The sequence below is a fragment of the Rhodococcus sp. S3 genome (assembly GCF_058211795.1).
In genome coordinates this window covers 2460890-2487403 of the sequence record NZ_CM177074.1, presented here as the reverse complement: position 1 = coordinate 2487403, position 26514 = coordinate 2460890, and the positions used below count along the sequence as shown (strand labels likewise).

General features: G+C 66.9%; 23 protein-coding genes. 16 read left to right on the top strand and 7 right to left on the bottom strand.

Features of this window, described 5'->3' with window-relative positions; genetic code table 11:
• Positions 1–283: 283 nt before the first annotated feature.
• From AC0LPE_RS11580 to AC0LPE_RS11570, 3 genes are all read left to right on the top strand, one after another.
• Entirely contained in the window at positions 284–1567 is a 1284-nt protein-coding gene (locus tag AC0LPE_RS11580) for a TetR/AcrR family transcriptional regulator (RefSeq protein ID WP_490606251.1), read from the top strand.
• Between the two features lie 212 nt (positions 1568–1779).
• Positions 1780–2769 carry an NAD(P)H-dependent flavin oxidoreductase gene (locus tag AC0LPE_RS11575; protein ID WP_490606250.1) on the top strand — a complete coding sequence of 330 codons (990 nt, stop codon included), beginning with the start codon at positions 1780–1782 and terminating at the stop codon, positions 2767–2769.
• A gap of 19 nt (positions 2770–2788) precedes the next feature.
• On the top strand, positions 2789–3373 hold the full coding sequence (locus tag AC0LPE_RS11570) for a PadR family transcriptional regulator (RefSeq protein WP_423660883.1): 585 nt from the start codon (positions 2789–2791) through the stop codon (positions 3371–3373).
• A 172-nt stretch (positions 3374–3545) separates the two neighbouring features.
• On the opposite strand, the gene AC0LPE_RS11565 is transcribed toward AC0LPE_RS11570, so the two are convergent.
• Positions 3546–5804: an NADP-dependent isocitrate dehydrogenase gene (locus AC0LPE_RS11565; RefSeq protein ID WP_490606249.1), complete on the bottom strand. Its 2259-nt coding sequence runs from the start codon at positions 5802–5804 to the stop codon at positions 3546–3548.
• Between the two features lie 562 nt (positions 5805–6366).
• Positions 6367–6816, bottom strand: coding sequence for a cupin domain-containing protein (locus AC0LPE_RS11560; RefSeq protein WP_490606248.1), 450 nt, complete (start codon positions 6814–6816; stop codon positions 6367–6369).
• Between the two features lie 148 nt (positions 6817–6964).
• On the opposite strand from AC0LPE_RS11560, the gene AC0LPE_RS11555 reads away from it, so the two are divergent.
• Positions 6965–7765, top strand: coding sequence for a HugZ family pyridoxamine 5'-phosphate oxidase (locus AC0LPE_RS11555; RefSeq protein WP_016694803.1), 801 nt, complete (start codon positions 6965–6967; stop codon positions 7763–7765).
• A 65-nt stretch (positions 7766–7830) separates the two neighbouring features.
• Here the strand turns inward: AC0LPE_RS11555 and AC0LPE_RS11550 are convergent, their stop codons facing one another.
• Positions 7831–8586: a TetR/AcrR family transcriptional regulator gene (locus AC0LPE_RS11550; protein ID WP_088898606.1), complete on the bottom strand. Its 756-nt coding sequence runs from the start codon at positions 8584–8586 to the stop codon at positions 7831–7833.
• Positions 8587–8778: 192 nt separating this feature from the next.
• Between AC0LPE_RS11550 and AC0LPE_RS11545 the strand changes: the two genes are divergently transcribed.
• The 7 genes from AC0LPE_RS11545 to AC0LPE_RS11515 all read left to right on the top strand — a co-directional run bounded on the left by AC0LPE_RS11545 (position 8779) and on the right by AC0LPE_RS11515 (position 15317).
• Entirely contained in the window at positions 8779–10032 is a 1254-nt protein-coding gene (locus AC0LPE_RS11545; protein ID WP_490604568.1) for an IS256 family transposase, read from the top strand.
• A 45-nt stretch (positions 10033–10077) separates the two neighbouring features.
• Positions 10078–11244 carry an aromatic ring-hydroxylating oxygenase subunit alpha gene (locus AC0LPE_RS11540; protein WP_490606247.1) on the top strand — a complete coding sequence of 389 codons (1167 nt, stop codon included), beginning with the start codon at positions 10078–10080 and terminating at the stop codon, positions 11242–11244.
• A gap of 162 nt (positions 11245–11406) precedes the next feature.
• Positions 11407–12177: an 8-oxoguanine DNA glycosylase OGG fold protein gene (locus AC0LPE_RS11535; protein WP_490606246.1), complete on the top strand. Its 771-nt coding sequence runs from the start codon at positions 11407–11409 to the stop codon at positions 12175–12177.
• Between the two features lie 115 nt (positions 12178–12292).
• Positions 12293–13648, top strand: coding sequence for a cytochrome P450 (locus AC0LPE_RS11530; RefSeq protein ID WP_490606344.1), 1356 nt, complete (start codon positions 12293–12295; stop codon positions 13646–13648).
• A 340-nt stretch (positions 13649–13988) separates the two neighbouring features.
• Entirely contained in the window at positions 13989–14363 is a 375-nt protein-coding gene (gene gvpJ, locus AC0LPE_RS11525) for a gas vesicle protein GvpJ (RefSeq protein WP_016934320.1), read from the top strand.
• Positions 14364–14457: 94 nt separating this feature from the next.
• Positions 14458–15081 carry a maleylpyruvate isomerase N-terminal domain-containing protein gene (locus AC0LPE_RS11520; protein WP_490606245.1) on the top strand — a complete coding sequence of 208 codons (624 nt, stop codon included), beginning with the start codon at positions 14458–14460 and terminating at the stop codon, positions 15079–15081.
• A 32-nt stretch (positions 15082–15113) separates the two neighbouring features.
• Positions 15114–15317 carry a zinc-ribbon domain-containing protein gene (locus AC0LPE_RS11515; RefSeq protein ID WP_016694796.1) on the top strand — a complete coding sequence of 68 codons (204 nt, stop codon included), beginning with the start codon at positions 15114–15116 and terminating at the stop codon, positions 15315–15317.
• A gap of 6 nt (positions 15318–15323) precedes the next feature.
• Here the strand turns inward: AC0LPE_RS11515 and AC0LPE_RS11510 are convergent, their stop codons facing one another.
• Positions 15324–16130 (bottom strand): crotonase/enoyl-CoA hydratase family protein, encoded by an 807-nt coding sequence (locus AC0LPE_RS11510; protein ID WP_490606244.1) that lies wholly within the window; start codon positions 16128–16130, stop codon positions 15324–15326.
• A 216-nt stretch (positions 16131–16346) separates the two neighbouring features.
• Between AC0LPE_RS11510 and AC0LPE_RS11505 the strand changes: the two genes are divergently transcribed.
• Complete coding sequence (locus tag AC0LPE_RS11505) at positions 16347–17816, top strand: DUF7159 family protein (protein ID WP_490606243.1); 1470 nt, start codon at positions 16347–16349, stop codon at positions 17814–17816.
• A gap of 4 nt (positions 17817–17820) precedes the next feature.
• Here the strand turns inward: AC0LPE_RS11505 and AC0LPE_RS11500 are convergent, their stop codons facing one another.
• The gene (locus tag AC0LPE_RS11500; protein WP_229568111.1) at positions 17821–18432 is read right to left on the bottom strand and encodes a hypothetical protein; all 612 of its coding nucleotides are present in this window, start codon (positions 18430–18432) and stop codon (positions 17821–17823) included.
• A 297-nt stretch (positions 18433–18729) separates the two neighbouring features.
• Here AC0LPE_RS11500 and AC0LPE_RS11495 point away from each other — a divergent pair, with 297 nt between their 5' ends.
• Complete coding sequence (locus AC0LPE_RS11495; protein WP_490606242.1) at positions 18730–21258, top strand: helix-turn-helix transcriptional regulator; 2529 nt, start codon at positions 18730–18732, stop codon at positions 21256–21258.
• A 13-nt stretch (positions 21259–21271) separates the two neighbouring features.
• On the opposite strand, the gene AC0LPE_RS11490 is transcribed toward AC0LPE_RS11495, so the two are convergent.
• On the bottom strand, positions 21272–21820 hold the full coding sequence (locus AC0LPE_RS11490) for a DinB family protein (protein ID WP_490606241.1): 549 nt from the start codon (positions 21818–21820) through the stop codon (positions 21272–21274).
• 100 nt (positions 21821–21920) lie between these two features.
• Here AC0LPE_RS11490 and AC0LPE_RS11485 point away from each other — a divergent pair, with 100 nt between their 5' ends.
• Together AC0LPE_RS11485 and AC0LPE_RS11480 are read left to right on the top strand one after the other, a co-directional pair.
• Entirely contained in the window at positions 21921–22883 is a 963-nt protein-coding gene (locus tag AC0LPE_RS11485) for a helix-turn-helix transcriptional regulator (protein WP_088898615.1), read from the top strand.
• 16 nt (positions 22884–22899) lie between these two features.
• On the top strand, positions 22900–23940 hold the full coding sequence (locus AC0LPE_RS11480) for an alkene reductase (protein WP_490606240.1): 1041 nt from the start codon (positions 22900–22902) through the stop codon (positions 23938–23940).
• Between the two features lie 9 nt (positions 23941–23949).
• Here the strand turns inward: AC0LPE_RS11480 and mqo are convergent, their stop codons facing one another.
• Positions 23950–25455, bottom strand: a complete 1506-nt coding sequence (gene mqo, locus AC0LPE_RS11475; protein WP_272267337.1) for a malate dehydrogenase (quinone) — start codon at positions 25453–25455, stop codon at positions 23950–23952.
• A gap of 99 nt (positions 25456–25554) precedes the next feature.
• On the opposite strand from mqo, the gene AC0LPE_RS11470 reads away from it, so the two are divergent.
• Complete coding sequence (locus AC0LPE_RS11470; protein ID WP_490606239.1) at positions 25555–26460, top strand: LysR substrate-binding domain-containing protein; 906 nt, start codon at positions 25555–25557, stop codon at positions 26458–26460.
• The last annotated feature ends 54 nt before the right edge of the window (positions 26461–26514 follow it).

Below are 26514 nucleotides of genomic sequence, written 5' to 3'. Positions count from 1 at the left end.
GACGGTCCCGGCCCGGGCCGGATCAGGATCGATCGAACCGGTCCGCCGGCACGACCGCCGGGGAGGTTATCAGGAACATCCGAAATTTGTGAACGGTCATTCCGAAGGTCTCCGAAGACCCGATCGACGTCGCGCGGACATCGTTCGGACGGCCCCGATGGCAACAAGGAACCGGCCGCTCGGATGGATCGATGCCCCGCCGGTGTGTACGCTGCTCGCAGAACGGGTCGAGAATTTCCCCGACGGAGCGACACCGATCCTCCGCGAACGACATCCAGAATCAGTGAGGCGAACACGCGTGGTCGGCAAGACGTCCCCCGACACCGGACGACGAACCCGCCCGAAGGATCGTCGTGCACGAATCGCCGCCGCAGCTGCCGTCGCCTTCGCCGAGCGCGGCTACCACGGTGTGAGCGTCGAGGACATCGCGACGGAGGTCGGTGTCACGAAGTCCGCGCTCTACCGGCACTTTCCGGGCAAGTACGCCCTGTTCCTGAATTCGGCGCTCATGCTGATCGATTCGCTCGAGGGCGCCCTCGATTCCGTGCCCGACGACCCCGCGCGCGATCCACGGGAGACCCTCCGTGCCCAGATGTCCGCGATCATCGCGGTGACGGTCGAGCAGCGTCGGTCGGCCGGGATCTACCGATGGGAGCGCAGATATCTCCGGAAGGAGGACCGCCCCGCCATCCGCGAACGCTCCTGGGCGGTCAATGCCCGCATCCGTCGCCCACTGCAGCAGATCCGGCCGGATCTGTCCGACGAGGACGCGTTCGTGCTTGTCGCGGCCATGCTCAGCACCATCGGCAGCATCACCGTGCACAATCTGACGCTGCCTCCGCGGTACATGGAACAACTACTGCTCGATGCGTGCACCGCGCTCGCCGAGACCCGCTTCTCCCCCCCTCCCGCCGCGCCCGAGCGAGTCGCCGCCGCGGATCGCCCGGGCCAGGACAACATGCGGGAAAACCTGCTGCGCTCGGCGGTCGGGCTGTTCCACCAACGGGGCTACAACGAGGTCGCGGTCGAGGACATCGCTGCCACGGTCGGCCTCCCCGCCTCCGGGATCTACCGTTATTTCGTGTCGAAGTCCGACATCCTCGCTGCGGCCTTCCACCGAGCGGCCGACCGACTCGAGACAGCCGTGGCCGCCGGGACGGCCGCAGCGTCCGATCCGGAGGACGCGTTGCGATCGCTGGTCTCGATCTACGTCGACCTGTCGTTCTCCCAGCGGGAACTGATGTCGGTGTACTTCGCCGAGCTCGTCAACGTTATGGACGCCTCGCGCGCCGATCTGCGGCTGCGTCAGCGCGCCAATGTGGAGCAGTGGTCGTCCTACCTGCAGGCGATCTGCGACGGTCTGTCCGCCGCGGATGCCCGCTTCCTCATGTACGCCGCGATCAACCTGGTGCCGGATCTCGGGGTCCTGCTGGGCACGTCCGCGGCACAGCAGCAAGCGGAGAACATCCACCGGTGCATGCTCGCGGTGCTGCTGAGCCGGTCCGGTCAGCGCCTCGGCCACGGCGAGGACGCCCCGTGCACGCCGACGATCGGGTCCGCGCACTGAGCGATCACGCTCAATACGCACTGAGTGGTGCCGCTCGTTGCACACTGCGCGAGATCACCCGCTGACGCCCGTAGTGCCACTGGGTGCACACAGCTGTGATCCCCGAAAATCCTCTGTTCCAGGCTAGGTGACGTCGACCCATTGTTTTTTGCACCTTGTTGCACATAGTCTGGCGGCAGAGGGACCGTCCGGAGACGAAGAAGGAACACATCATGACGCTGCCACCGATCCTGTCCGGCCCGCTGAGCGTGCCCCTGGTCGCTTCCCCGATGTTCATCGCGTCAGGGCCGGAACTGGTGTCCGCCCAGTGCCAGGCCGGAGTCGTCGGGTCGTTCCCGGCACTCAACGCCCGTCCCCAGTCGATGCTCGTCGACTGGCTGCAGCAGATCACCGAGAGCAACGCCGACTACGCGGCGCGCCACCCCGAGGAGTACGTCGCGCCGTTCGCCGTCAACCAGATCGTGCACCGCTCCAACGATCACCTCGAGCAGGACCTCGAGGTGATCGTCGAGCATCGGGTCCCCATTGTGATCACCTCGCTCGGTGCCCGCGAGGAGGTCAACGAGGCTGTTCACTCCTACGGCGGCATCGTCCTCCACGACGTGATCTCGAACGAGTTCGCGCACAAGGCGATCGACAAGGGCGCGGACGGCATCGTCGCCGTCGCCGCGGGCGCAGGCGGCCACGCCGGGACGCAGTCACCGTTCGCATTGATCCAAGAGATCCGCCGGTGGTTCGACGGCCCCCTGCTGCTGTCCGGATCCATCGCCCACGGCCGCTCGATCCTCGCTGCCCAGGCCGCCGGCGCCGACCTCGCATACGCCGGCACGGCCTTCCTCGCCACCGAGGAGGCCCGCAGCGCCGACGACTACAAGAACATGATCGTCGACAGCACCGCCAAGGACATCGTCTACAGCAACCTGTTCACCGGCGTGCACGGCAACTACCTGCGGGGAAGCATCGTCGCCGCCGGACTCGACCCCGACGACCTCCCCGAGTCCGATCCGTCCGCCATGAACTTCGGGTCCGGTGGCAACACCGACGCCAAGGCTTGGCGCGACATCTGGGGCGCCGGCCAGGGCCTCGGCGCGATCGAGTCCGTCGTCCCCGCCCGCGAGCTCGTCCAACGACTTCGCGACGAATACGAGCAGGCGTGGACGTCCCTCGAACGACGCCGAGTCGCCATGATCGACGCCGGATAGCGTGACCTAGGCTGACGCGGTGTCTCTCAGGTTCGCCATCCTCACCGCACTGGTCGAGCGCGACAGCACCGGTCTGGAACTGGCGCGGCGCTTCGACCGGTCGATCGGGTACTTCTGGCCCGCGACCCACCAGCAGATCTACCGCGAACTGGACCGGATGCGGGCGGGCGACCTGATCCGCGAAGTCCCGACGGACGGAAAACCCGGTCGCGGTCAGCCCCGACGTTTCACCATCACACCCGATGGTCGCCGACTGCTGCGCGGCTGGATCTCCGAGATCGAGGATCCGGACGTAGTGCGCTCCGGTGTCTCCGTGCGCTTGCGCGCGGCCGCGGCGCTCGACGATCCCGACTCCGCGCGTCCCGCGTTGGAACATCAACGCGCATACCGCGCGGCGATGCTCGAGCAATATCGCGCCATCGAGCAACGCGACTTCGCCGAGGCCCGGGGCGACGCGCGGAGCACCCTGCAGCATCTCGTGCTCCGCCTCGGCATCCTCCTCGAAGAGACCTGGCTGACCTGGCTGGACGAGGCGCTCGACACGATCGACCGGCTCGACTCGACACCGGATTCCTCCGCCGACCGCAGCGGAACGGTCCCGTAGACCGGAACACGAGAACCGGGCCGAGGTGTACTACGCGAGGAGGTCGACCGGCCCTCCGTTCGAGGGCCGGTCGACCTCCCTCTGCCCGTGCATTCTCGGGACTGCTCGACGACCCGCGCGGTCACACCGGTCGAGGAGCGGCGGCTTGTCTACACGGATGCAGGTCTACCTGTCACGGTGCGTTTCCGGCCTCAGGGTCGACTGCCGTCAGCGCGGTGGTCAAGGTCCGACTCGGCCGCATCACGGCCACCGTCTTGTCCCTGTCCGGCCGGTAGTAGCCGCCGATGTCGACCGGCGCGCCCTGCACTTCGTTCAGCTCCCGCACGATCGTGTCCTCGTCCCTGGCCAGCGCCTCGGCCAGCGGGGCGAACTGTTCTGCGAGTTCCGGATCCTCGGTCTGCGCGGCAAGTTCCTGTGCCCAGTACATCGCGAGGTAGAACTGGCTGCCCCGGTTGTCGAGCTCGCCGGCCTTGCGCGACGGGCTCTTGTTCGTCTCCAGCAGCTTGCCGGTCGCTGCATCGAGCGCGTTCGCCACGATCTTGGCGCGCTCGTTGCCGGTCTTGATGCCGAGATCCTCCAGGCTTACGGCCAACGCCAGGAACTCACCGAGCGAATCCCAGCGCAGGTGGTTCTCCTCCACCAACTGCTTGACGTGCTTGGGCGCCGACCCGCCGGCACCCGTCTCGTAGAGGCCACCGCCCGCCATCAGCGGCACGATCGACAGCATCTTGGCGCTCGTACCGAGTTCGAGGATGGGGAACAGGTCGGTGAGGTAGTCGCGCAGGATGTTGCCGGTCGCGGCGATGGTGTCCATCCCGCGGATCAGCCGCTCCAGCGTGTACCGCATCGAGCGCACCTGCGACATGATGTGGATGTCGAGGCCCTCGGTGTCATGATCCTGCAGGTACAGTTCGACCTTCTTGATCAACTCGTTCTCGTGGGGGCGGTACGGGTCGAGCCAGAACAGGACCGGCATACCGGAGTTGCGTGCCCGGGTGACCGCGAGCTTGACCCAGTCGCGGATCGGCGCGTCCTTGACGGTGCACATGCGCCAGATGTCACCCGCCTCGACGTGCTGGGTGAGCAGCACCTCACCGGTCTCGACATCGACGAAGTTGGCCTCGCCCTCCTCCGGAACTTCGAAGGTCTTGTCGTGCGAGCCGTACTCCTCGGCCTTCTGCGCCATGAGACCGACGTTGGGAACGGTACCCATGGTCGTCGGGTCGAACGCGCCGTTGGTCTTACAGAAGTTGATGATCTCCTGGTAGATGCGCGCGAAAGTGGACTCCGGCATGACCGCCTTGACGTCCTTGGGTCGTCCGTCGGCGCCGTACATCTTGCCGCCCGAGCGAATCATTGCGGGCATCGAGGCATCCACGATGACATCGCTGGGGGAATGGAAGTTGGAGATGCCGCGGGCGGAATCGACCATGGCCAATTCGGGACGGTGCTCATGGCAGTTGTGCAGGTCCTGCTTGATTTCGTCGCGCTGCGTGCTGGGGAGCGGCTCGATCTTGTCGTACAGGTCGCCGAGACCGTTGTTGACGTTGACGCCCAGTTCGTCGAACAGCTTCTGATGCTTGGCGAAGGCGTCCTTGTAGAAGGTCTTCACCGCATGGCCGAAGACGATGGGGTGCGAGACCTTCATCATCGTCGCCTTGACGTGGAGGGAGAACATCACGCCCGTCTTGCGCGCATCCTCCATCTGCTCCTCGTAGAACTCGAGCAACGCCTTCTTGCTCATGAACATGCTGTCCATGATGTCGCCCTCACCCAGGTCCACCTCGGGCTTGAGGACGATCGTCTCGCCACTCTTGGTCACCAGCTCCATCCGGACCTTGCGCGCCCGGTCCAGCGTCATCGACTTCTCGCCGTGGTAGAAGTCGCCGTGCCGCATGTGCGCGACGTGGCTGCGTGAGGCCATCGACCACTCGCCCATGCTGTGCGGGTGCTTACGGGCGTACTCCTTCACCGCCCGGGGTGCGCGCCGATCGGAGTTGCCCTCACGCAGGACAGGGTTGACCGCACTGCCGAGAATCTTGCCGTAGCGCTCCCGGATGGCACGCTCTTCGTCCGTCTTCGGGGCGTCCGGGAAATCCGGGACCTGGTAGCCCTTGCTCTGCAGTTCCTTGATGGCAGCCAGGAGCTGCGGCACGGACGCACTGATGTTGGGCAGTTTGATGATGTTGGTCTCGGGCAGTTGCGTCAGACGACCCAGCTCGGCCAGGTTGTCCGGGACGCGCTGCTCTTCCGTGAGGTGCTCGGGGAACTCGGCCAGGATCCGCGCAGGCACCGAGATGTCGCTGGTCTCGACCTCGATACCCGCGGCCCCAGCGAAGGTACGCACGATCGGCAGGAAGGCGTAGGTCGCAAGCAACGGCGCCTCGTCGGTCAACGTATAGATAATGGTCGACTGCTTGTCGGCGCTCATTCTTGTCTCGACTCCCTACGTCGGTTCGGTCCGCCTCACGAAATGCTCCGCGTGCGGGATTGCATCGGGTATCAGGCTACGTGCGAGAACACGAGAACGATATTTACTCGCCGGTAACTCGAACTCCGCCGACAGGCTTCGACGGCCCGGCGGGCGCCCGACCGTCGACCTCGTGTCCGCTCGCGACCGACAACGCCGCAGTCCGGCGCGCCACCGATTCGATGGCCCCTCGACCTGTCGTGACACGGGTGCGATCAGCGCACCGCATCGCCGTCAGGAAAGTAGTCTTCGCAAGCAGTGGAAAGACTGCTGTCACAAGCGATCCCGTTGTCGAACCGGACTTCGATCCCTCGGCCGTCCGATCGCGGTCGAACGCCGACGCCCGCAGATGCTGTCGGCGGGGACGATCGTTCCGTCGAGATTCGTCGATCGTCGCTCTGCGGGGAGACGACCGCGGACCCGAGAGGGAGCCGCACGCCTGCGTCCCGATGAAAAACTTCACATTTCTCGCCGACGACTCGACTCGAGCGGTTACCGCCAGGAGCCCGCCACTGCTCCGACATCAATCGCAGGCGGGCGCCGGAACATCCTCGAACAGCGGCGACCCGATCGGCACGAGGTACACCACGTCGAGGATCACCGGCTCCGCGCCGAGATTCCGGCCCACGTGCAGGTGGTCCCGACCCGACGGTTCGTTGATGAAATCACCGGTCTCGAACACGACAGGCTCGCAGTCTCCTTCGGGATGCGTCAATGTGCCGGCCCGCACGATGCCGAGCACGGGACCATCGTGATAGTGCCAACCGGTGCTACCACCCGGTTCGATGGTGATCTCCCGGGCCACGGCGTGCACACCGTCCGGTACGACCGGCAGCAGTCCCGGTGGCACCTCGATGTCCACCCATGTCACCCCTGAGATGCCCTCGCTCGGGGTGGCGTACGCCCACCCGGGCACCGCCACCGCTGCTGCACATGCCGTCGCCGCGAGTACACCCTGCACGGAGCGCTTCATGCGCACGGACGCTACCGCCTACACGACACTGCTGCAGGACAACTCGTGCACTCGATGAACCCGTCCTCTGCTTGCCGCTCCGCCGCGGCCCATCATGCCCATCCATGACGGCTCGCTCGGAAGCCGGCGTGTCGGTAGCGTCTCGTGAATGACGAACTCGGATCACGGAGACCCCGGCGACGCTCCCACCGTGCCGCCGCCGTTGGCGGAGATCGTCAACGCGACCCGACCTACTGCCGCCGAGGAAGCGCGGACGGTCGCGGCGTCGACGAACACCGGCACTCTCGCGACCCTCACGAAGGAAGGAGACCCTTGGGCCTCCTTCGTGACGTACGGACTGGTCGGCGGCTCACCGGTGTTGTGCGTGTCGCACATGGCAGAGCACGGCCGCAATCTTGCGCGCGACCCACGCGCGAGCATCGCGATCGTCGCGCCCGACCCGCAGTCCGACCCGCTCGCCGGCACCCGCATCACTCTCGCCGGGTACGTCGAGCGTCCCGAAGGTGAGGAATTGGCCGCCGCGCGCGAAGCACACCTGGCCGCTGTCCCCGCGGCCCGCGTGTACATCGATTTCAGCGACTTCACGCTCTGGGTTCTTCGGGTTCAGCGCGTGCGCTGGGTCGGTGGGTACGGACGGATGGATTCGGCCACCGCCGAGGACTATGCCGAAGCGTTGCCGGATCCTGTGACCCCGTCGGCGGCTCGTGCGATCGCGCATCTCAACGACGATCACGCCGACGCACTGCTGGCGATGGCCCGGAAGCTCGGCGGGTTCCCGGATGCGACAGCGGCAACCTGTGTCGGAGCCGACCGATACGGCCTCGACCTCGATGTCACCACGCCGCGTGGGCGAGCCATGACGCGCGCCGGCTATCTGTCGCCGCTCGACTCCGCCGACGAATTGCGCGCAGCAACAGTCGCTCTGGCTCGCGCGGCGCAATCACCGTAAACATGGTCAGTGCTGTGGCTCGAGCATCGCTGCTGCCGTGGCGAGGTCGGATTCCTTCTCGGTGATCAGCGCGAACAATGCGTACCCGACGGGGGCCGCGTTCCAGACGGCAAGGCCTTCGCCTCGATGGCGGTTCCGACCCAACGATGCAGAAACGCGCGCAGCTCGGCCGGGGAACGGAGAGGATCACCAGGGTCGACGAGGAGCGATTGAACGAACCGGAGCATGATCTCGACCAGTTCGTTCATGTCGGCGTCCGTCCATCCGTGTGCTGCCCAATCGATGGCGAGGTGATCCACGATCACGCGTCCTATGGCGATGGACCGGGCGGCGGTCACTTCGGCGGTGAACTTCGCGTTCTCGGGCCGGGCGAACAGCAGACCGAAGCGGCGATGCTTGCGTAGACGCTCGAAGGTCAGAGCGATCGCTTCGACGATCGCGTGTGACGGCTCGGTGAGACCTTCGAGAGAACGCGCCAGGTCGCCGAGGAACTCGTCGGTGGCGTGTTGCGCCGTCGCGGCCAAGAGGGCCTGACTGTTCGGAAAGTACCTGTAGACGGTCTGGCGAGCGATGCCGAGTTTCTGCGCAACCTGACGGATGTTCACGTCGGTCGCGCCCGAATCCATGAGCTCTCCGGCAGCGATGATGATGCGTTTCGACGCTTCGTTGTCATCGGCAGGGGGCATCAAACCGGCCCATCCATGGGTACGCACCCACTCATTGTCCCGTGCCGAATGCGACAGTGCTCGTTCGGCCGGGACGTACCGGACAATACGGCTGGACATAGAACACGTTTCATGTACTGTCACCCTTGCTGACATCGGTAGCGAAAGGACCTGGCATGGCCACCGTCGAGAATCCGACCCCAGCACCGACCACAGTAGTGCCCCATAGAGTGGTGTAACCCGGTGACCAGCAACACAACCGGCAGCGTGTCGCTGCTGGACGTGAAACGGTCACCGCGTGATCCTTCGAGTCAACCTTCCACAGAATCCTCGAACGGAGTCATCACGATGACCGCACCCCACATTGTCGACCCTGCAGGCGTATTGCACCAAGCCCTGACCGACGCGTCGCCCGATCTGATGCGCGAACTGCTGCAAACCATGATCAACGCCCTGCTGTCCGCCGAGGCCGACGCGGTCTGCGGCGCCGAATGGGGCCGACAGTCCACCGAACGAGTCAATCAGCGCAACGGATACCGGCACCGTCCCCTCGACACCCGCGTCGGCACCATCGACGTCGCCGTCCCCAAACTCCGATCCGGAACGTATTTCCCCGAATGGCTCCTCGAACGCCGTAAACGCGCCGAGGCGGCATTGATCACCGTGGTCGCCGACTGCTACCTGGCCGGGGTCTCCACCCGCCGGATGGACAAGCTGGTCAAAACCCTCGGCATCAACGCACTGTCGAAATCCCAGGTCTCACGCATGGCCGAGGACCTCGACGAGCAGGTTGCCGCATTCCGGCAACGCCGCCTCGATCACGCGGGCCCGTTCACGTTCGTCGCCGCCGACGCATTGACGATGAAAGTCCGCGAGAACAAGCAGGTCGTGAATGCAGTCGCGATGGTCGCCACCGGAGTCAACGCCGACGGGCACCGCGAAGTGCTGGGCCTGCACGTGGCCACCAGCGAGACCGGTCCGGCATGGAACACCTTCTTCGCCGACCTGGTCGCCCGCGGTCTGAGCGGGGTCCGGTTGGTCACCTCCGATGCGCACCGTGGTCTGGTCGATGCGATCGCGGCGAACCTGCCCGGTGCTGCGTGGCAGCGGTGCCGGACCCACTACGCGGCGAACCTGATGGGTGTGTGTCCGAAGAGCATGTGGCCGGCGGTCAAGGCGATGTTGCATTCGGTCTACGACCAACCGACGGCCGATGCGGTCGATGCTCAGTTCGATCGTCTCGTCGAGTACACCGAGGACCGGCTCCCGGCGGTGGCTGAGCACCTGGGTAATGCTCGCCCGGATCTGTTGTCGTTCAGTGCTTTTCCGAAGGATGTGTGGACTCAGGTGTGGTCGAACAATCCGGCCGAGCGGCTCAATCGAGAAATCCGGCGTCGGACCGATGCGGTGGGGATCTTCCCGAACCGCGACGCGGTCGTCAGGCTGGTCGGTGCTGTTCTGGCTGAGCAGACCGATGAATGGGCGGAGGGTCGGCGGTATCTCGGGCTCGAGGTGCTGGCTCGTTGTCGTGCCGTTGGTGCGGAGCCGGAGTCCTGCGGGGAGGTGGTTACAGAGCCTGCCGCCGCGATTCCTGCTGCATAGTCAGGACAGGAGAAAGGATCACCGTCCTACACCACCTATCGGGGCTTGACCCCGACCACCAGCCCCTACGGGGCCGAACTCACCCGAAGGGCCCTGAATCTGGCGCTGTCCGACACCACGGACATGGCCGAGGCAACACTCCGCGTGCCGCTGGCGTACTACCGAGACGACAAGTTTGCGGAGTTCGAACGCACTCGACTCCTGAGGGAGACACCTCTGCCGTTGTCGGCGTCGGCGCAGATCCCGAACAACGACGACTACGTGGTGCGCACGGTGCTCGACGACTCGTTGCTGATCACCCGTGACCATGACGGGCAGGCTCATGTCTTCTTGAACTACTGCCGCCACCGCGGAGCAATGCCGGCGTGCGGGGCCGGGAACAGTCGCCGGTTCACGTGTCCGTACCACGCATGGGTCTACGACAACAAGGGAAGACTTCGGGGAGTCCCCGGCAAGGCGGGGTTCGACGACATCGATCGGAACGACTACGGCCTCGTGGAACTACCCAGCGAGGAGCGTCACGGGTTCGTCTGGGGTGTCCTCGACGCTGATGTACCACTGGATCTGGACTCTCATCTGGGTGAATTCGGCAACGAGCTTGCACGGTGGGACTACCGGAATTTTCAGTATCACGACGAGCGACACCTGGAAGCGGACGTCAGCTGGAAGGGTGCACTCGAAGCATTCGCCGAGGGCTATCATTTTCCGTTCGTTCACGGGGACAGCGTCATCGGACAGAACACCATCGCGAATACCCATGTGTACGACGAGTTCGGTCCGCATCACCGGATCGGCTTCCCGTTCAATTGGGTTCGGGACCTCGAGGGCAAGGAGCAGGACGACACCTGGGATGACCCGATCGCGCACATGGGCATCATCTATTGGGTCTATCCCAACCTGATTCTGGCCAACAGTCCTGTGGGGGTGGAGGTCATCGACATCTTGCCCGGCAGGTCGGCCACCACCTGCGTCGTGCGGCACAGTTGGATGGCGAAGTACCCCGCGGAGAGTCCGGAGCAGGTGGAGCTGTACGCCGGCATTTTCGCGCAGGTTCATGCTGCCGTAAGGGATGAGGACTTCGCGATGCTCCCCCAGTGCGGCGAAGGAGTGCGCCGCGGCCAACATGAGCACATGCTCATCGGGCGCAACGAGATAGGCGTGCAGCACATGATCAGGGTGATGGCCGAGAGGGTGGGGATCGACCTGAAATGACCCTCGTTGCCCGTCGCCATGCCCTCCTCCCGTTCCGGCTCGGGTGATCCGTCAGCACCGGATCCGACGAGCGCTCACCTCGTGTGACGACACGGCAACATGTCGACAGTCAGCGCGTGTCCTGCCCCGGAATCGCCGGTCACTCGTGGCAATGTCCACAGAATGCATCCGTACGACCAGGGGTTCGAGCCTCCGCAAGCATGCTCCGAGTGGTGTCGGGCGCGCTCGTTCGACCTGCAGGTGCTCGACGAGGGCGTCACCGTCGACCTGAAATGGTGGAACAGCCACCTCGAACGCGCCGGGCACGAGATCCGCCTCCGGGGACGGAATCTCGACGGACGGATCATCGACGACGGCGACGCGATCGTCCAACGCAACGACCTCCGATCGGACAGTGAACTGATCGAAGCCGACCACGCCGGCCTGGGGCTGTTGTTCCTGTGCGCGGCCTGGCGCAGCGCGCATCCGCGACGACGCGGCGCCCGACGTTTTCCGGACGTCCGCGACGCACACGCCCCGAAGGACCGGGACCGGTTCACCAAGATCAAGGGAGTCCTCGACTACTGCGCGAAGACCAAGTCGCTGCCCGACACCGCGCGGCAGACCTGGTCCGGATGGCCGGACACTCCCGGCGTCGGCGTACCGCTCCTGGCGACCTATCTGTGGGCGGTCGAGGTGCGGACCGAGGCGGGCCCGGCACAACTTCTCGATCAGCACGCGGTGTCGACGCTCATCCACGAAGGGTGGCTCGAGGATCCGTCGGTCGCCGACTTCACGCTGCGGCGCTATCACCGGTACGTCGAACTTCTCAACATGTGGGCCTCGTTGATCGCCACGCGTCCGGAGATGGTCGAGATGTGGCTCGTCGACCGTTGGCACGCCCGTATCTGTGAAGCCCGGGACGGGTCGCACGCGACTCCGCGATTGTTCTGATCGACCCGGGCGTCGCGATGAGGCCGCCCGAATCGTCCCGTCGGGGCTGATGCACACTCGCAGGATGGGGTCACCGACTACGACGAGCATCACCAGGACGACCGGCGCACAGCCGATTCCACAGCCGCGATGGAGACTTCCGCTGGTGGGTGATCTGCTCAGTATCGATGTGGCCAAACCGGTTCAGCGTGAGATGCAGATGGCTCAGGAACTAGGTGGAATCTTCGAACGCAAGATCCTCCGGCACCGATTGATCGTGGTCTCCGGCGCCGAGCTGGTGCGCGAGGTCAACGACGAGGAGAAGTGGGCGAAGTTCCTCGGCAAGCCGCTGCGCAAGCTTCGTGTCATCGCCGGCGACGGGCTGTTCACCGCGTTCAACTCCGAACCGAACTGGAGCAAGGCCCACAACATCCTCGGCCCGGGATTCGGCCAGGCCGCGATGCGCGGCTATCACGACTCGATGCTCACGGTCGTCGACCGGCTGGTCGACAGCTGGGACGCCGCCGCGGCCGGCGGCGAGTATGTGGACGTGCCGAAGAGCATGACGTCGCTCACCTTCGACGTCATCGGCCGGTGCGGCTTCAGCTACGACTTCGACTCGTTCGGCCGCACCGAACCGGATCCGTTCATCGCGGCGATGAGCCGGGCGCTCGAGTACATCAACCGCTCGTCGAACGACATCCCGATCCTGCGCGCCCTGTTCGGCCGCAGCGCCCGTGAGCAGCACGAACGCGACATCGCGCTGATGCAGGAGACGGTCGATCGCATCGTAGAGGAGCGGATGCGCTCCGGTGAGCAGCACGGCGATCTGCTGGACCTGATGATGCACACCGCCGATCCCGACACCGGTGAGCAGCTCGATCGCGAATCGATCCGCAATCAGGTGCTGACCTTCCTGGTCGCGGGCAACGAGACCACCGCGGCCACTCTGGGGTTCGCGGTCCACTTCCTGAGCCGACATCCCGAGGTGGTGGCGAAGGCGCGGGCCGAGATCGCCCAGGTCGTCGGTACCGACGGCCGGATCGGGTATGAGCAGGTCGCCAAGCTGCGGTATGTGCGGCGAGTGGTGGACGAGACGCTGCGATTGTGGCCGGCCGCCCCGGGCTATTTCCGCAAGGTGCGCGGTGAGACCACCCTCGGGGGTCGTGTCCTGCCGAAAGGTTCGTGGGTGTTCGTGCTGCTGCCACAGCTGCACCGCGACCCGCTGTGGGGCGACGACCCCGAGCGGTTCGACCCGAACCGGTTCGAACCCGAGGCCGTGCGGAAGCGTCCGGCGCACATCTTCAAACCGTGGGGCACCGGCATCCGCGCGTGCATCGGTCGGCAGTTCGCGCTGCACGAAGCGGTGCTCACGCTCGCATCGCTGATCCGGCGGTACGACTTCGCTCCGGAACCCGGCTACGAACTCGACGTCCACGAGGCAATCACGTTGAAGCCCCGTGGCCTACGGGTGCGGCTCTCCCCCGCCTGATCCGTCGCGTCGCTGCTCTTGCACGGTGGACGGCGGTCGGGTCGTCGACAGGGGCTGACCAGTCGGTGACGACGAGCACGGCGATCACGGTCACCGCGACCAGCAGAGCTCCCACCGGCAGCCCATTCTCCTGCAACCACGATGCCTTCGCGGTCCTGGTCGCGCCGCCGAGAAGGCGTCATGATGGAGAAGTGACGCCCGCGTCGCCCGGAGACTTCGTCCTCCTCGCCCGGATCCATTCGTGTGGTCCGGAATCGCTGTGCGCCAATTCCGTTCACGCACGAGGAGCAGCACCATGACATCGACCGAACCCGCCGGCGGCCGGAGTGGCGGCGGAACGATGGCCCGACCGAATTCGTCCGGGCTGGCAGACGTCATCGACACCATTCTCGACAAGGGTCTCGTGATCGACGCGTTCGTGCGGGTGTCCCTCGTCGGCATCGAGATCGTGACCATCGATGCCCGCATCGTGGTCGCCAGCGTGGACACCTACCTGCGGTTCGCGCAGGCCGTCGACAGGCTGGAGATCTCACAGACCCAGCCGAAGGGTGTGCCCGAGATCGTCGGTGATATCGGCGGCAAGGCCGTGGAGAGCGCCGCCGAGCACAAGACCCACAGCGCCCTGGACTCCGCTGCCGAGAAGGTGCTGGGATTTCTCGACGATGTGTCGGAGAAGCGGCAGGAAGCTCCGCGAAGCAAACGGAAGCGGCGGTAGCGGATCGACCGTCGTTTTCCGGTGGCGAACGTACGGCGAAGAGCACGGATGGGCGATACCATCGGAACCGCAGCACGTCGACCGAGGGGTGGCAGTGGCGGATTTCGAACGGGACCGGGCGCTGATGATCCGTCTGTGGCGCATGTGGGGCTCACGCGCCGCCGACCTGTCCGACCAGCAGTGGACGACCGACACCCGACTACCCGGTTGGACGGTTCGCGACCTCTACGTGCACATCACTCCGTCCGTGATGATCGACATGCTCGCCACCCCCACAGCGGACGGTGCCGCGAAGGTCACCAGCGCGGCCGAAATGCTCCGGGTCTTCAATGCCGATCCGACCGTGGCCGAATTGCGGCACGGGCAGATGGCCGAGATGGTCCGGCAACTGGCGGTCGATGCCGATCGCGCGACCATGGCGACGCGCTTCGTATCCGAGTTTCCCGCCGCCTTCGAGCGACTCACGGGATTGAATCGTGCCACCGTCATCCCGCATCCCTTTCTGGACTCGGTCGCGCTCGGCGCCTTCATCGACGTAGCGATCCTGGAGACCACGATCCACTGGCTCGACGTGGCCGATGCGGTCGGAGGACCACCGCCGGAGTCGATGGCACTCGAACGGACGCGCGACATCCTCGCCGCGGTACCCGATCCGCTCATCTTCGTCGAGGCGGCGTCGGGTCGCGCCGACCCGACGATCCTTCCCGTCATGCACTGAAGGACCACGCGTCGTCGCTCTATGCTCGGACGATGTTCCTTCTCTTCGGCTTCGGCACCAAGCGACAGAACCTCGGTCCAGGGCAGAACCGGACGTGTCCGCGCTGCCACAACACCACGCAGTGGCTTCGGATCCGGGAGTCCAAGCAGTTCACGCTGTTCTTCGTGCCGGTCGCGCGGTGGGGCCGCCGACAGTTGGAGCAGTGCGGGATCTGCGGTACCGCCGTGGAGATCTGAGCCCGGTCAGTCGGGATCGGCGAAGGCGGGAGCACGCTTGGCTCTCCCCGCCGTGACCGCCTCGATCTGATTGGGCGACCCCATCAGCTCGACCTGCAGCGTGCTCTCGAGCATCAGCGCGGACTCCGGATCGGAGCCGGTCCACGTCTCCTCGTACAGGCGCTTGGCCGCCTGCACGGCGTGCGGCGACTTGCCGGCGATCTCGTGGGCCAGTTCCTGCGCCGCGGCAAGCGGGTCGTTCGAGACATGGGTGACGAGACCGAGTGCGTCGGCCTCGGTGCCCGTGAGGATGCGCCCCGTGAAGGTGAGTTCCTTCGCCACATCGAGGCCCACGAGTCGCGGCAGGCTCTGGGTGATCCCCATGTCGGGGACGAGGCCCCACTTGACCTCCATGATCGACAGCCGCGCGTCGGGCGTCGCGAAGCGGATGTCGGCGCCGAGCGCGATCTGCAGGCCGCCGCCGAAGCAGTTGCCGGTGATCGCGGCGATCACCGGGGCCGGGACGCGGGACCAACCGTAGGCCACGCGTTGGGCATGGTTGGCGATGTGGCCGTCTGCGCGGGCGAGCAGATCCCGCGGGCCACTGCCGTCGCGGTTACCGAGACCGGTGATGTCGAGGCCGGAGCAGAAGCTCTTGCCGGCGCCGTGGAGCACGACGGCGCGTACCGTGCGGTCGATCGCGAGCTGCTCGGTGGCATCGACGATCGCATCGAACATCGCCGGGTCGAGCGCGTTGTGCTTCTCGGCGCGGTCCAAGGTCACGGTTGCGACACCGAACTCGTCGATCTCGATCCGCACTCTCTGCTCGCTCATCCGCCGAACCTCCTCGAGAACCGGTGGGGATCGGGACGTCCGGAGAATCCTGCCCGCGATCGCGAAGCCGACTGTACAGCAAGGATTTCGCCGCCGACGGTGAACATGCGAGAGGCCGCGACGAACGTCCTCGGCTGCCGTTCGGAGACGCGCCGCCATCCGGGCACCGCCCGCCTCCGGCGTGCAGACCGTGACCGAACCGTTATAGTCGGCGGCATGACTACAGTTCTCGGTGTCTCGGTCGGTGCCAGCGCGGTGCGCTTTGCGCGACGTGACACCGGGAGCCTCGACAGCCCCGTCTTCGGATCCCGCTCGATGCCCGCCCTGCTCGACCGGCCGGCCGAGCTGGCCGCGGAGTCCATCGAGACGATGCTCGCCGAGACCGACGAGATCGAGCAGGTGCGCGCCATCGGCGTCGCCTACCAGAACGAGACGCAGGCCGATTTCGTCCAGGGCGCGATGAGCCGCCTGGACATCGACAACTTCCGGCTCGTCCCGGAAGTGACCGCGGCGCTCGAAATGCTGGAAACCACAGGAGAGCTCGGCGATCACGAGACGCTCGTGTTCTACGACCTCGGCAGCTCGGGCCTCACCGTCACGGTTGTCGACCGGGGTACCCGCATCGCGTTGAGCACGGCACGCTCGGAGGGGATCAGCGGCGACCTCGTCGACCGCCTGATCTACGACCACCACGTCGACCTGCAGCGTTTCGCCGAGCCGGCCGACATGGCGGCACAGCGGGCCCTCACCGCCCGGTGCCGCGACGCGAAGGAGCAGCTGTCCTCGAAGGATGCGGTGTGCATGCCCGGCGAGGGTGGTCTGCTGCTGCTCTCGCAGGACAGCTTCGATTCGCTCATCGACGGACCTGTGAAGGCCTCGGCCCGCCTCACCCTCGACGTGATCCGCCGTTCGGGACGCACTCCCGACGCCGCGGTGCTCATCGGGGGCGGAGCGAACATTCCGCTGGTCACCGCCGTGATGGAATCGTGGCTCGATATTCCGGTGATCGTGCCCCCGCAGCCCGAACTGGTGGCGGCGGAAGGCGCGGCGCTCCTCGCCCGCCCGGACACCGCGAAGGTCGCCGAGACGGCGGAGTTCGCGGCGCCGCTCGAGCTCACCGAGACGGCACAGTTCGCTCCGCAGCCGGTCGCGCCGGACGCGCCGACCGAGAGCTTCGCTGCCGCCGACATCCGGCAGGAGACCGAGACGCCCGCGCAGCCGCGGAACCGTCGACGCCTCCTGCTCGCCGGTGGTGCCGTCGTCGTCGCAGCGGCGATCGGCCTCGGTATCGACCTGCTCCAGAGTTCCGGTCGCGATCCGCAGCCGACCGCCACACAGCAGGAGATGCAGGAGCCACCGGCGCAACCGGCAGCGGAGCCCCGGTCCACGACCACCACGGACGCTTCGACCGTGCCGGAAACCGTCCCGGCGGTGTCGGACGAGCAGTCGACGGTCACCGATCGCAGCGAGACCCGCACCACCTCCCGGCCACCGACGACGGCGGAGACCTCCACGCAGATCCCCACCACCGGGGCACAGGACGACGCGGCGGCCGACACCTCGGTGCCGTCACTCGAACCGGAGCCGGCCCCGATGGTCCCCGGCCTCCCCCAGTTCGAGATGCCGACGCTGCCGCCGCCCCCGCAGATCCAGCTCCCGCAGCTGCCCCGCATCCCCGGGCTCTGATCGGTCAGCCGCAGACCGCCGGGGTGCGACGCGAACTCGTCGGTTCCGGATGAGGCAGCAGTCGCTGCCACCACCGGGTCACCCGCGGACTCGCAATCGGTCGCGCGACACGGAACCGGTTCGTCCCGGGTCCGGTGCGCATCGGCGGCGCCGCCGTCACGGCCTGTTCTCTCGACGCCGAGTGCACGCGTTCGTCGTGGCACCAATCGACCACCACCGACCGCGCTCCGCTGCGGATGATCAGCGACCGCACGGGTCCGTCCACGAAGACCTCCCGGTCGACGTGATGGGGGCCGGGATGCCCGGGCTCCGGGGCGGAGGCGACGCCCAACAGGATCTCGGGTTCGGTGGACGGCCGGCTCGCCTCGACCAGCAGACGCTCCTCGTCGACCTCGCGGACGGTGACGTCGCTGTGTCCCGAGACGTCGCCCACCAGCAACGCCACGTAGTCGGTCTCGCTCTCCGAATCGCGAATGGCCAGCAATCGGGCCTTTCGGGAGCCGCAGCGCAGTGACTCGTCGAGCTCCGGTGTCACCGTGCGCGCGTCCGCTGCAGCGCTCAGGTCGATCCGTCTCGACGTCCAGCTGAAGAACGGCTCCGACGATGTCGTGGTCATCACCAGCTCCTTCGGCTGTTTTCCGTTCGCTTGCTCCGACGACTCCATCGTGGTCGCCGAGAGTGGGGACGTCGCGCGTAGTGGAGTACTCGATCTGCGGTCGCCCGCGGGAGGTGAAATCTCCAACCCGGAGATATCCGCACTTCGCGGATCTACGATCGTGTGCATGGATCAGCGCTGGCCACTGATTCAGCGGCGGGGGAACTGGAAATCATTGTCGCGGCCCTGACGGACCACGACCGAGGCGGTGTGGTCCTCACCGGAGATCCCGGAGTCGGGAAGACCACCCTGGCCCGCATGGCCACCGACTCGCTGTCCGCCCCGGTGCGCTGGATCGCGGGAACGGAATCCGCTCGGAGCATCCCTCTGGGTGCCTTCGCGCACCTCATCGAAGCTCCCCCTGCCAGCGACCACGTCGCCTTCCTCGCCGCTGCACGACAGGCCCTGCTGGGCGAACACGGCTCCGATCGCGCACGGCTCGTCCTCGGGGTCGACGACGCCCACCTGCTCGATCCACTCTCGGCCACCTTCCTCCATCAGCTCGCCCTCGATCGCGCGGTCCACACGGTCGCTACGGTCCGCAACGGCGAAGTCGTGCCCGACGCCGTCACCTCCCTGTGGAAGGACGGCCATCTCATCCGCCTGGAGCTGTCACCGTTCACCCGGCAGCAGTGCATCGATCTCATCGAGACCGTGCTCGGTGGACCCCTGGAAGAGTTGAGCGCCGACCTGATCTGGAAGGCTTCGGGTGGGAACGCGCTGTTCGTCCACCACCTCGTGGTCGGGACCCGTGAGGCCGGCACGCTCCGCCGGGTGGGGAACGTGTGGCAGCTCCGGGGCGGCACCGCCGTCACCTCCGAGCTCGCCTCACTCCTCGAACATCGCATCGACCACCTCACGCCCGAGGTGTTGCAGGCCCTGCAGCTGTTGGCGTTCTGCGAACCGCTCGACCTCGAGATCCTCTGCGGTCTCGCCGGTGACGACGCGGTCGAGGAAGCCGAACGACGTGGACTGATCGACGTCGTCGACGACAACCGCAACTATCGCGTCCGCTACACCCATCCCCTCTTCGGTGAGGTCGTGCGCCGCCGCGTGGGCCGGGTCGCGGGTCGCAGGATCCGGGGGCAGCTTGTCGAGGCGCTGGGTTCACGCGTCCAGCGAGGCCCGGCCGACCGGATCCGTCTGGCCGAGCTCTCCTTGGACAGCAGCCGGTCCGTCGACCCCGAATTGCTCGAGACCGCGGCTCACGATGCGATCGCCCTGGGCGACGCACCGCTCGCCGAACGTCTCGCACGCGCGGCGTTCGATGCCACGGGGACGTTCTCGGCCGCCGATCTCCTCGCCCGCGCACTGGTGTGGCTGGGTGGAATCAGTGAGGCGGAGTCCGTGCTCGCCTCGTTCGATCCCCGCACCCTCGACGAGAGCGAGCTCGTGCGATGGGGCGCGACCCGCATCTCCAATCTGTTCTGGGGGATGGGTAACGCCGCCGAGGCCCAGCAGGTGCTCGCGACCCTCCGCGAATTGGTGACGCGGCCCCACCTGGGGTCGGTGGTCGACGCGATCGACTGCGGATGCGCGGTGTACGAAGGGCGTCCCCGCGATGCACTCACCCTCGCCCATCGCGTCCTCGCCACCGAAACCGCGCTCCCCTGGGCCGTCGAGTGGGCGTTCTTCGGCGGCGGACTGGCCCTCGCGGTGATGGGACGTGGTCACGAGGTCCCCGCCATGGCGGCGCGCTGCGCAGCAGTCGCCGATCAGGTCGACGGCCTGCTGCGTTATCCCGCCGGACTGGGCGAGGTCCTCGCACTGCTCCTCACCGGGAGCCTCGACGAGGCCGAGCGTCGGGCCGAGACCTATCGGGAGAGCGCGATGCGTGGTCCCGCCGACGCCCACGGGACCGTCACGTCGATAGGCCAGTATCTCGCGTGGGGGCTGGCGAACATCCTGCTCGGCGTCGTCGACACCGCGCGCGGGCGGTTCGTGCACGCCGTGCACCGCCTCGAACAGGCCGTCGCCGCGCTCCAGGTGGACGACCGGGCTGCCACCGTCTCCTGGAACGTGCCGGCGTACCTCGCCCTCACACACGGCTACGCCGTACTCGGGCGTGTCAACGACGCGGATGCCGCTCTGGCCCAGGCGACCTCGCGCAGCGGCCTGCACGTCGCCGTCTTCGAGCCGCAACTCCGGATCGCAGAGGCATGGCTCGCCGCGGCGCGCGGCGAGACCACGAACGCGATCACCTCGGCCCGAGAGGCGGCGCAGATCGCGGCACGGCACGATCAGTTCGCCGTCGAGGCGATCGCCCTGCACACCGCCACCCGGTTCGGGGATCGCACCACCGCGGAACGACTCTCGGCACTGACCGAGCAGTGCGACGGACGTCTCGTCGCCGCCATGGCGGCCCACGCCACCGCTTCCGCGGAGGCGGACGGCCGGGGACTGACCGCGGCCGCGGAGACCTTCGAGGCGCTCGGGGCCCTCGCCGACGCCGCCGATGCCCACGCCCTGGCCGCCCTCGCCTACCGCGACCACGGCGACACCCGACGATCCGTCGAAGCCGCCGCCGCGGCCGCGGCACTGGCTGCGCGATGCGATCACGCCTCGTCGCCGGCGCTGGACGAGGCGGCTCGCCCGCTCCCCCTGACCAGCCGGGAACGGGAGGTCGCCGCGATGGTCACCGCCGGGCTGTCCAACCGGCAGATCGCCGACCGGCTCGTGGTGTCGGTCCGCACCGTCGAGGGGCACATCTACCGGGCGTGCACCAAACTCGACGTCTCCGACCGCACGGAGCTCGCCGAGTTGATGCGCGACACCGGCCGGCGCTAGCGCGACCTCCGGTTCACCCCATCGACTTCGATCCGTCGAGGGATTCGCGGATGATGTCGGCGTGGCCGGCGTGCTGCGTCGTCTCGGCGACGATGTGCAGCAGCGCGCGACGCACCGACCAGGCGTCCTCGGTGTTCCACGGTGCCTTGGGAAGTTCGTGGACGACGTCCAGCGACGGCAGCGTGCGTACCAGCTCGTCGGTCCGGGTGGCGACCTCGTCGTAGGCGCGCAGCGCTCCTTCGAGGGTCTCACCGGGCTGCAGCTGGAAGACCTTGTCGTGTTCGGCGAAATCCTCTTCGGTCCACTCGGTGAAATCCTTCTCCATGTAGTCGGCTCCGACCACGAGGAAATCCGCCCATCCCCGCTCGACCTCGGTGACGTGCTTGATGAGTCCGCCGATCGTCAAGGCGCTCACCGTTGTTCGTTGCGACGCCTGTTCGGTGGTGAGATCGCGGGCCGTGAACCGCAGGAAGTGCCGCGCGTGGGCGAGGCCCGACAGCAGATCGCGGCGTTCCTGGTCGAGGGTCGGGGTGGCGTTCCGGGTGGTGGTGGTCTCGGTCATCGGGTGCTCCTCGTCGTCGTGATCCGGCAAGAACTACGCTACGAGCCATTGGTGCCAGTTCCTGTCACTTATAGGTCCGCAGGTGCGGAAGAATGAGGTCATGTCCGACACGAGCTCCCGCACCCTGCGGCTTCTGTCGCTGTTGCAGACCCACCGCTACTGGCTCGGCGCCGAACTCGCCGACCGGATGGGCGTCTCGCTGCGCACCCTCCGCCGCGACATCGAACGGCTCCGCAATCTCGGATATCCGGTGCGGTCCGATCGTGGGGTCGGCGGCGGGTACCAGCTCGCGCCGGGCGCGTCGTTGCCACCACTGGCTCTCGACGACGACGAAGCGGTCGCGCTCGCGGTCGGCCTACTCACCGCGGCCCAGACCTCGATCACCGGGATCGCCGAGATCTCCGTGCGCGCGCTGGCCAAGGTCATCCAGGTGATGCCACCGCGGCTGCGACGCCAGGTGGAGGCGCTCGATGCGGCGACGGTCTCCGCCGACACCCCCTGGGCGACCCGCGCGACCGATTCACAGCAACTCGTCACCGTCGCGCGCGCGTGCCGCGACGACGAACGCATCGTCTTCGAGTACACCGCGGCCGACGGCACCACGACGAGCCGGCGCGTCGAACCCCGGCAGCTCGTCTCCCTCGGGCGACGCTGGTATCTCGTCGGCTACGACCTCGACCGTGGTGACTGGCGCAGCTTCCGGCTCGACCGCATGGCCGAGACCACCGCCACCGGGATGCGATTCCGGCAGCGCGAGCTGCCCGGCGGCAATGCCGCGGCCTTCGTCGAACGCGGCATCCGCAGCCGCTCCCAGGTGAAGGTCAGTGCGGAACTCGAGGCGCCGGAGCACGAGGTGCGGCGCCGGATCGGTCAGTGGGCCGAGGTGATCGCGATCGACTCCGAACGGTGCCGGATCGAGGTGGACGCCGACAGCATGGACTGGGCGGTCTTCGCCGTGGGCATGTCCGGAGGACGGCTGCTCGGTGCGTCGCCACCGGAGTTCGTCGAGCACCTGGAGAACTGGTCGAATCGGCTGGTCACCGCCGTCGAACACTCGGAGTGACCATCCACCCGGCGCTATGACCCATCCCACAATCGGCCGGGCACCGGAATGCCGTCGGGGGTGGGGGTCGGCCGGTGTACCCGGAGATCTGATCGTCGAGCACTACCGTCAGCGGGCGAGCGCCGGACTCATCATCGCCGAGGGAACCTATGTGAACTTCGAATCGCAGGCCTTCGTCGGTCAGCCCGGCATCGTCACCGACGAGCAGGTCGCCGGCTGGCGTCGCGTCGCGGATGCCGTGCACGAGCGCGACGGACGCATCGTGCTGCAGTTGATGCACGGCGGCCGCGTCACGCATCCCGACGTCAACGGTGGCCGGCGTGTCGTCGGGCCGAGCGCGATCGCGATCGACGGCCAGGTGCACACCGAGCAGGGTAAGCAGCCCTACCCCGTGCCCCACGCGCTGACCATCGACGAGATCCCCTCCGTCGTCGACGACTTCGTCGCCTCGGCCCGCCGTGCAATCGATGCCGGACTCGACGGCGTCGAGGTCCACAGCGCCAACGGCTACCTGCTGCACGAATTCCTCTCCCCCGCATCGAACGTGCGGGACGACCAGTACGGCGGTTCGGTGGAGAACCGGATCCGCCTCGTTGTCGAGGTCGTGAAGGCCGTGTCGGAGGCGGTCGGCGCCGGACGTGTCGGGCTGCGGATCTCCCCCGAACACAACATCCAGGACGCCGTCGAGACCGATCGCGACGATGTGCGTGCCGTCTACGGCGCTCTGGTCGACGCCCTGCAGCCCCTGGGCCTGGCGTATCTGTCGGTCCTGCACAAGGAGCCGACCGGCGATCTGGTCCAGGAACTCCGGAAGCGTTTCGGCGGCAAGGTGATCGCCAACAGCGGCTTCGGCTCGCCGACCACCCGCAACGAGGCCGTGCAGCTGATCGACGATTCGCACGCCGACGCCGTGGCCGTCGGCCGCGCGCTGATCGCCAATCCCGACCTGGCCGAGCGCTGGCGGGACGGGCAGCCGGAGAACGCACCGCGTCCGGAGCTGTTCTACGCGTCCGGAGCCGAGGGCTACACCGACTACCCGTTCCTGCAGACCGCCTGAGCGTAAATCCTACGAGGCGCTCGGATCCTCGCGCGCCGAACCGTTTCTCGCCGCTGCTGTAGCGCGGGCGAGGCCCGGTTCGGCGCGCGAGGTCGTTTCGGTCTCCCGATACAGGTCGGGCATCATCCGTTCGAGCACCGGTCGCCACCGCGCCACGTCATCCGGGAAACACGTGCTCAGCAGCTCGACCATCGCCGATGGAGCGATCGAGGCGCCGGGCGACGCCCCGAGCAACCCGGCGATGCTGCCGTCCGCGCTCGCCACGACCTCGGTGCCGAAGGTCAGGACGCCGACCCTGCGACGATCGGGTTTGACGAGCTGGGCTCGTTGCCCCGCGTCGATCAACTCCCAGTCGGACTGCTGTGCCTCGGGACAGAATCGCTGCAGCTGCCGGAATTTCCGCGCACGGGACGCGAGCAGTTGGCCGACGAGATAGCGCACCAGCGACAGATTCTGCAGGCCCACCGCCACCAACGGGGCGATGTTGTGTGGGCGCAGGGTGGTGAACAGATCGGTGAGCCGGCCGTGTTTGAGCAACCTGGTGCTGAACGTGGCGTACGGGCCGAACATCAGCGACTCGCGTCCGTCGACGATCCGTTTGTCGAGATGCGGCACGGACATCGGTGGTGCGCCCACGTCGGCCTGGCTGTAGACCTTCGCCGCATGTTGGGACACCACGTCGGGATTACCGGTGCGGAGGAACTGCGCGCCGATGGGAAAGACGGCAAAACCTCGCACCTCCGGGATGCGGGCCTTCTGCAAGAGTTTCAGGGCGTACCCGCCGGCGCCGACGAACACGAACCGGGATCGGACCGAAAACCGTCCCGTCGTCGTGCGTCCCGAGACCGTCCACCTCCCGTCGGTGGTGCGGCGCAGTCGTGTGACCTCGTGCCCGGTACGAAGCTCGACGCCACGACGACGCGCGTCCGACAGCAGTCGGTGGGTCAGGGCACCGAAGTCGACGTCGGTGCCTGCCTCGTAGTGCGTGGCCGCGATCGGTTCGGATCCGGAGCGACCGCCCATCACCAGCGGTGCCCACCGGACGATCGTGTCGGGGTCCTCGCTGTACTCCATGGCGGAGAACAGCAGCGAGCGTTGCAAGGTGGCGTGCCGCCGACGTAGATAGTCCACATCGCGTTCGCCGAAGACGACGTTCATGTGCGGTGTCGCGTTCACGAACGTCGTCTCGTCCGGCTCGTCGAGGGACTCCCAGAACTGCCGTGAGATCCGGAACTGTCGGCCGATCTCCTCGGCCCGGGTCGAATCCTCAGGATCGGGCATGTAGTTCAGTTCGCAGAGGCCCGCGTGGCCGGTGCCGGCGTTGTTCCACGGGGCGCTGCTCTCGGCCGCGACCTCGTCGAGTCGTTCCAGGACGAGGATCGACCGATCGGGTTCGAGCCGTGTCAGCAGTGCACCCAGTGTTGCCGACATGATGCCGCCGCCGATCAGGACGGCGTCGCACTCGTGGTCGTCGTGCTGTGGTCCGTCGGCAGAGTGCTTCCGATTCACCATCATTCACCTGCTTTCGCCGTTGTCGATCTTCAGCGTGCCTCTTCCCGATTCATCCGTCCAATGAGATTTCGCAGGTATTACCATGCAGATGTGGATTGGTATATGACGTCCGAGACCGCAATGGTCGCCCCACTGCTCGTCGCCTTCGACGCCGCGGCGCGCGAAGGCCACATCACGCGCGCGGCGGATCTGCTCGACGTTCCCCAGTCCTCGGTCAGTCGCCGCATCCGGGCACTCGAGAAAGCAGTGGGTGTGGCGTTGTTCCAGCAATCCGGACGAGGGGTCGTGTTGACGTCGGCCGGGCGGGAGTTGCACGAACGCACCCGGCATCTGGTCCGGGAGCTCGACGGTGCGATCGCCACGGTGCGTGAGCACGCCGATCCCGATCACGGCGTCGTCCGCTTCGGGTTCCCGCTCACCCTCGGGCCGGTGAGCATCCCGTCGTTGCTGGCCGAGTTCCACCGTCTCGTCCCCGGCGTCCGGTTGCACTTGGTCCAGGCGCACGGCGAAGCGCTCGCAGAGATGGTTCGCGACGGCCGGCTCGATCTCGCCGTCATCATCCCTCCGCCGGAGGATCTGCCGGTCACCGTGCTCGCCCAGCAGCGGCTGTTGCTCCACCTCCCGAGCAGCCATCGACTCGCCGGCCGTGCCCGCCTCGACCTGCGCGACCTCGCGGACGATCACTTCATCGCCAACCCTCCCGACTACCACATCCGGAGACAACTCGAATCTGTTTGCGCTGAAGCAGGATTCGAACCGTACATCGCGTTCGAGATCAGCGAGTTCGAAACGATCCGGGCACTGGTCGCCCAGGGCCTCGGGGTTGCACTGTTGCCTCGCTCGGAAACTCCGGTCCCCGGAATCGTCACCGTGCCGGTCGCCGGCATCGCGAATCGCACCATCGGATTGACGACGGGGACGAGGACGCCTTCACCGGCGGTCACGCGACTGCACGCTCACATCGCCGGACACGCCGACAGATTCGACGATCGCCGGCTCGATTCGTAGGCATCGTCCATCGAACGCAAGACGTGGCGCACAGCCGCGAGAGCCGTGCGCCAT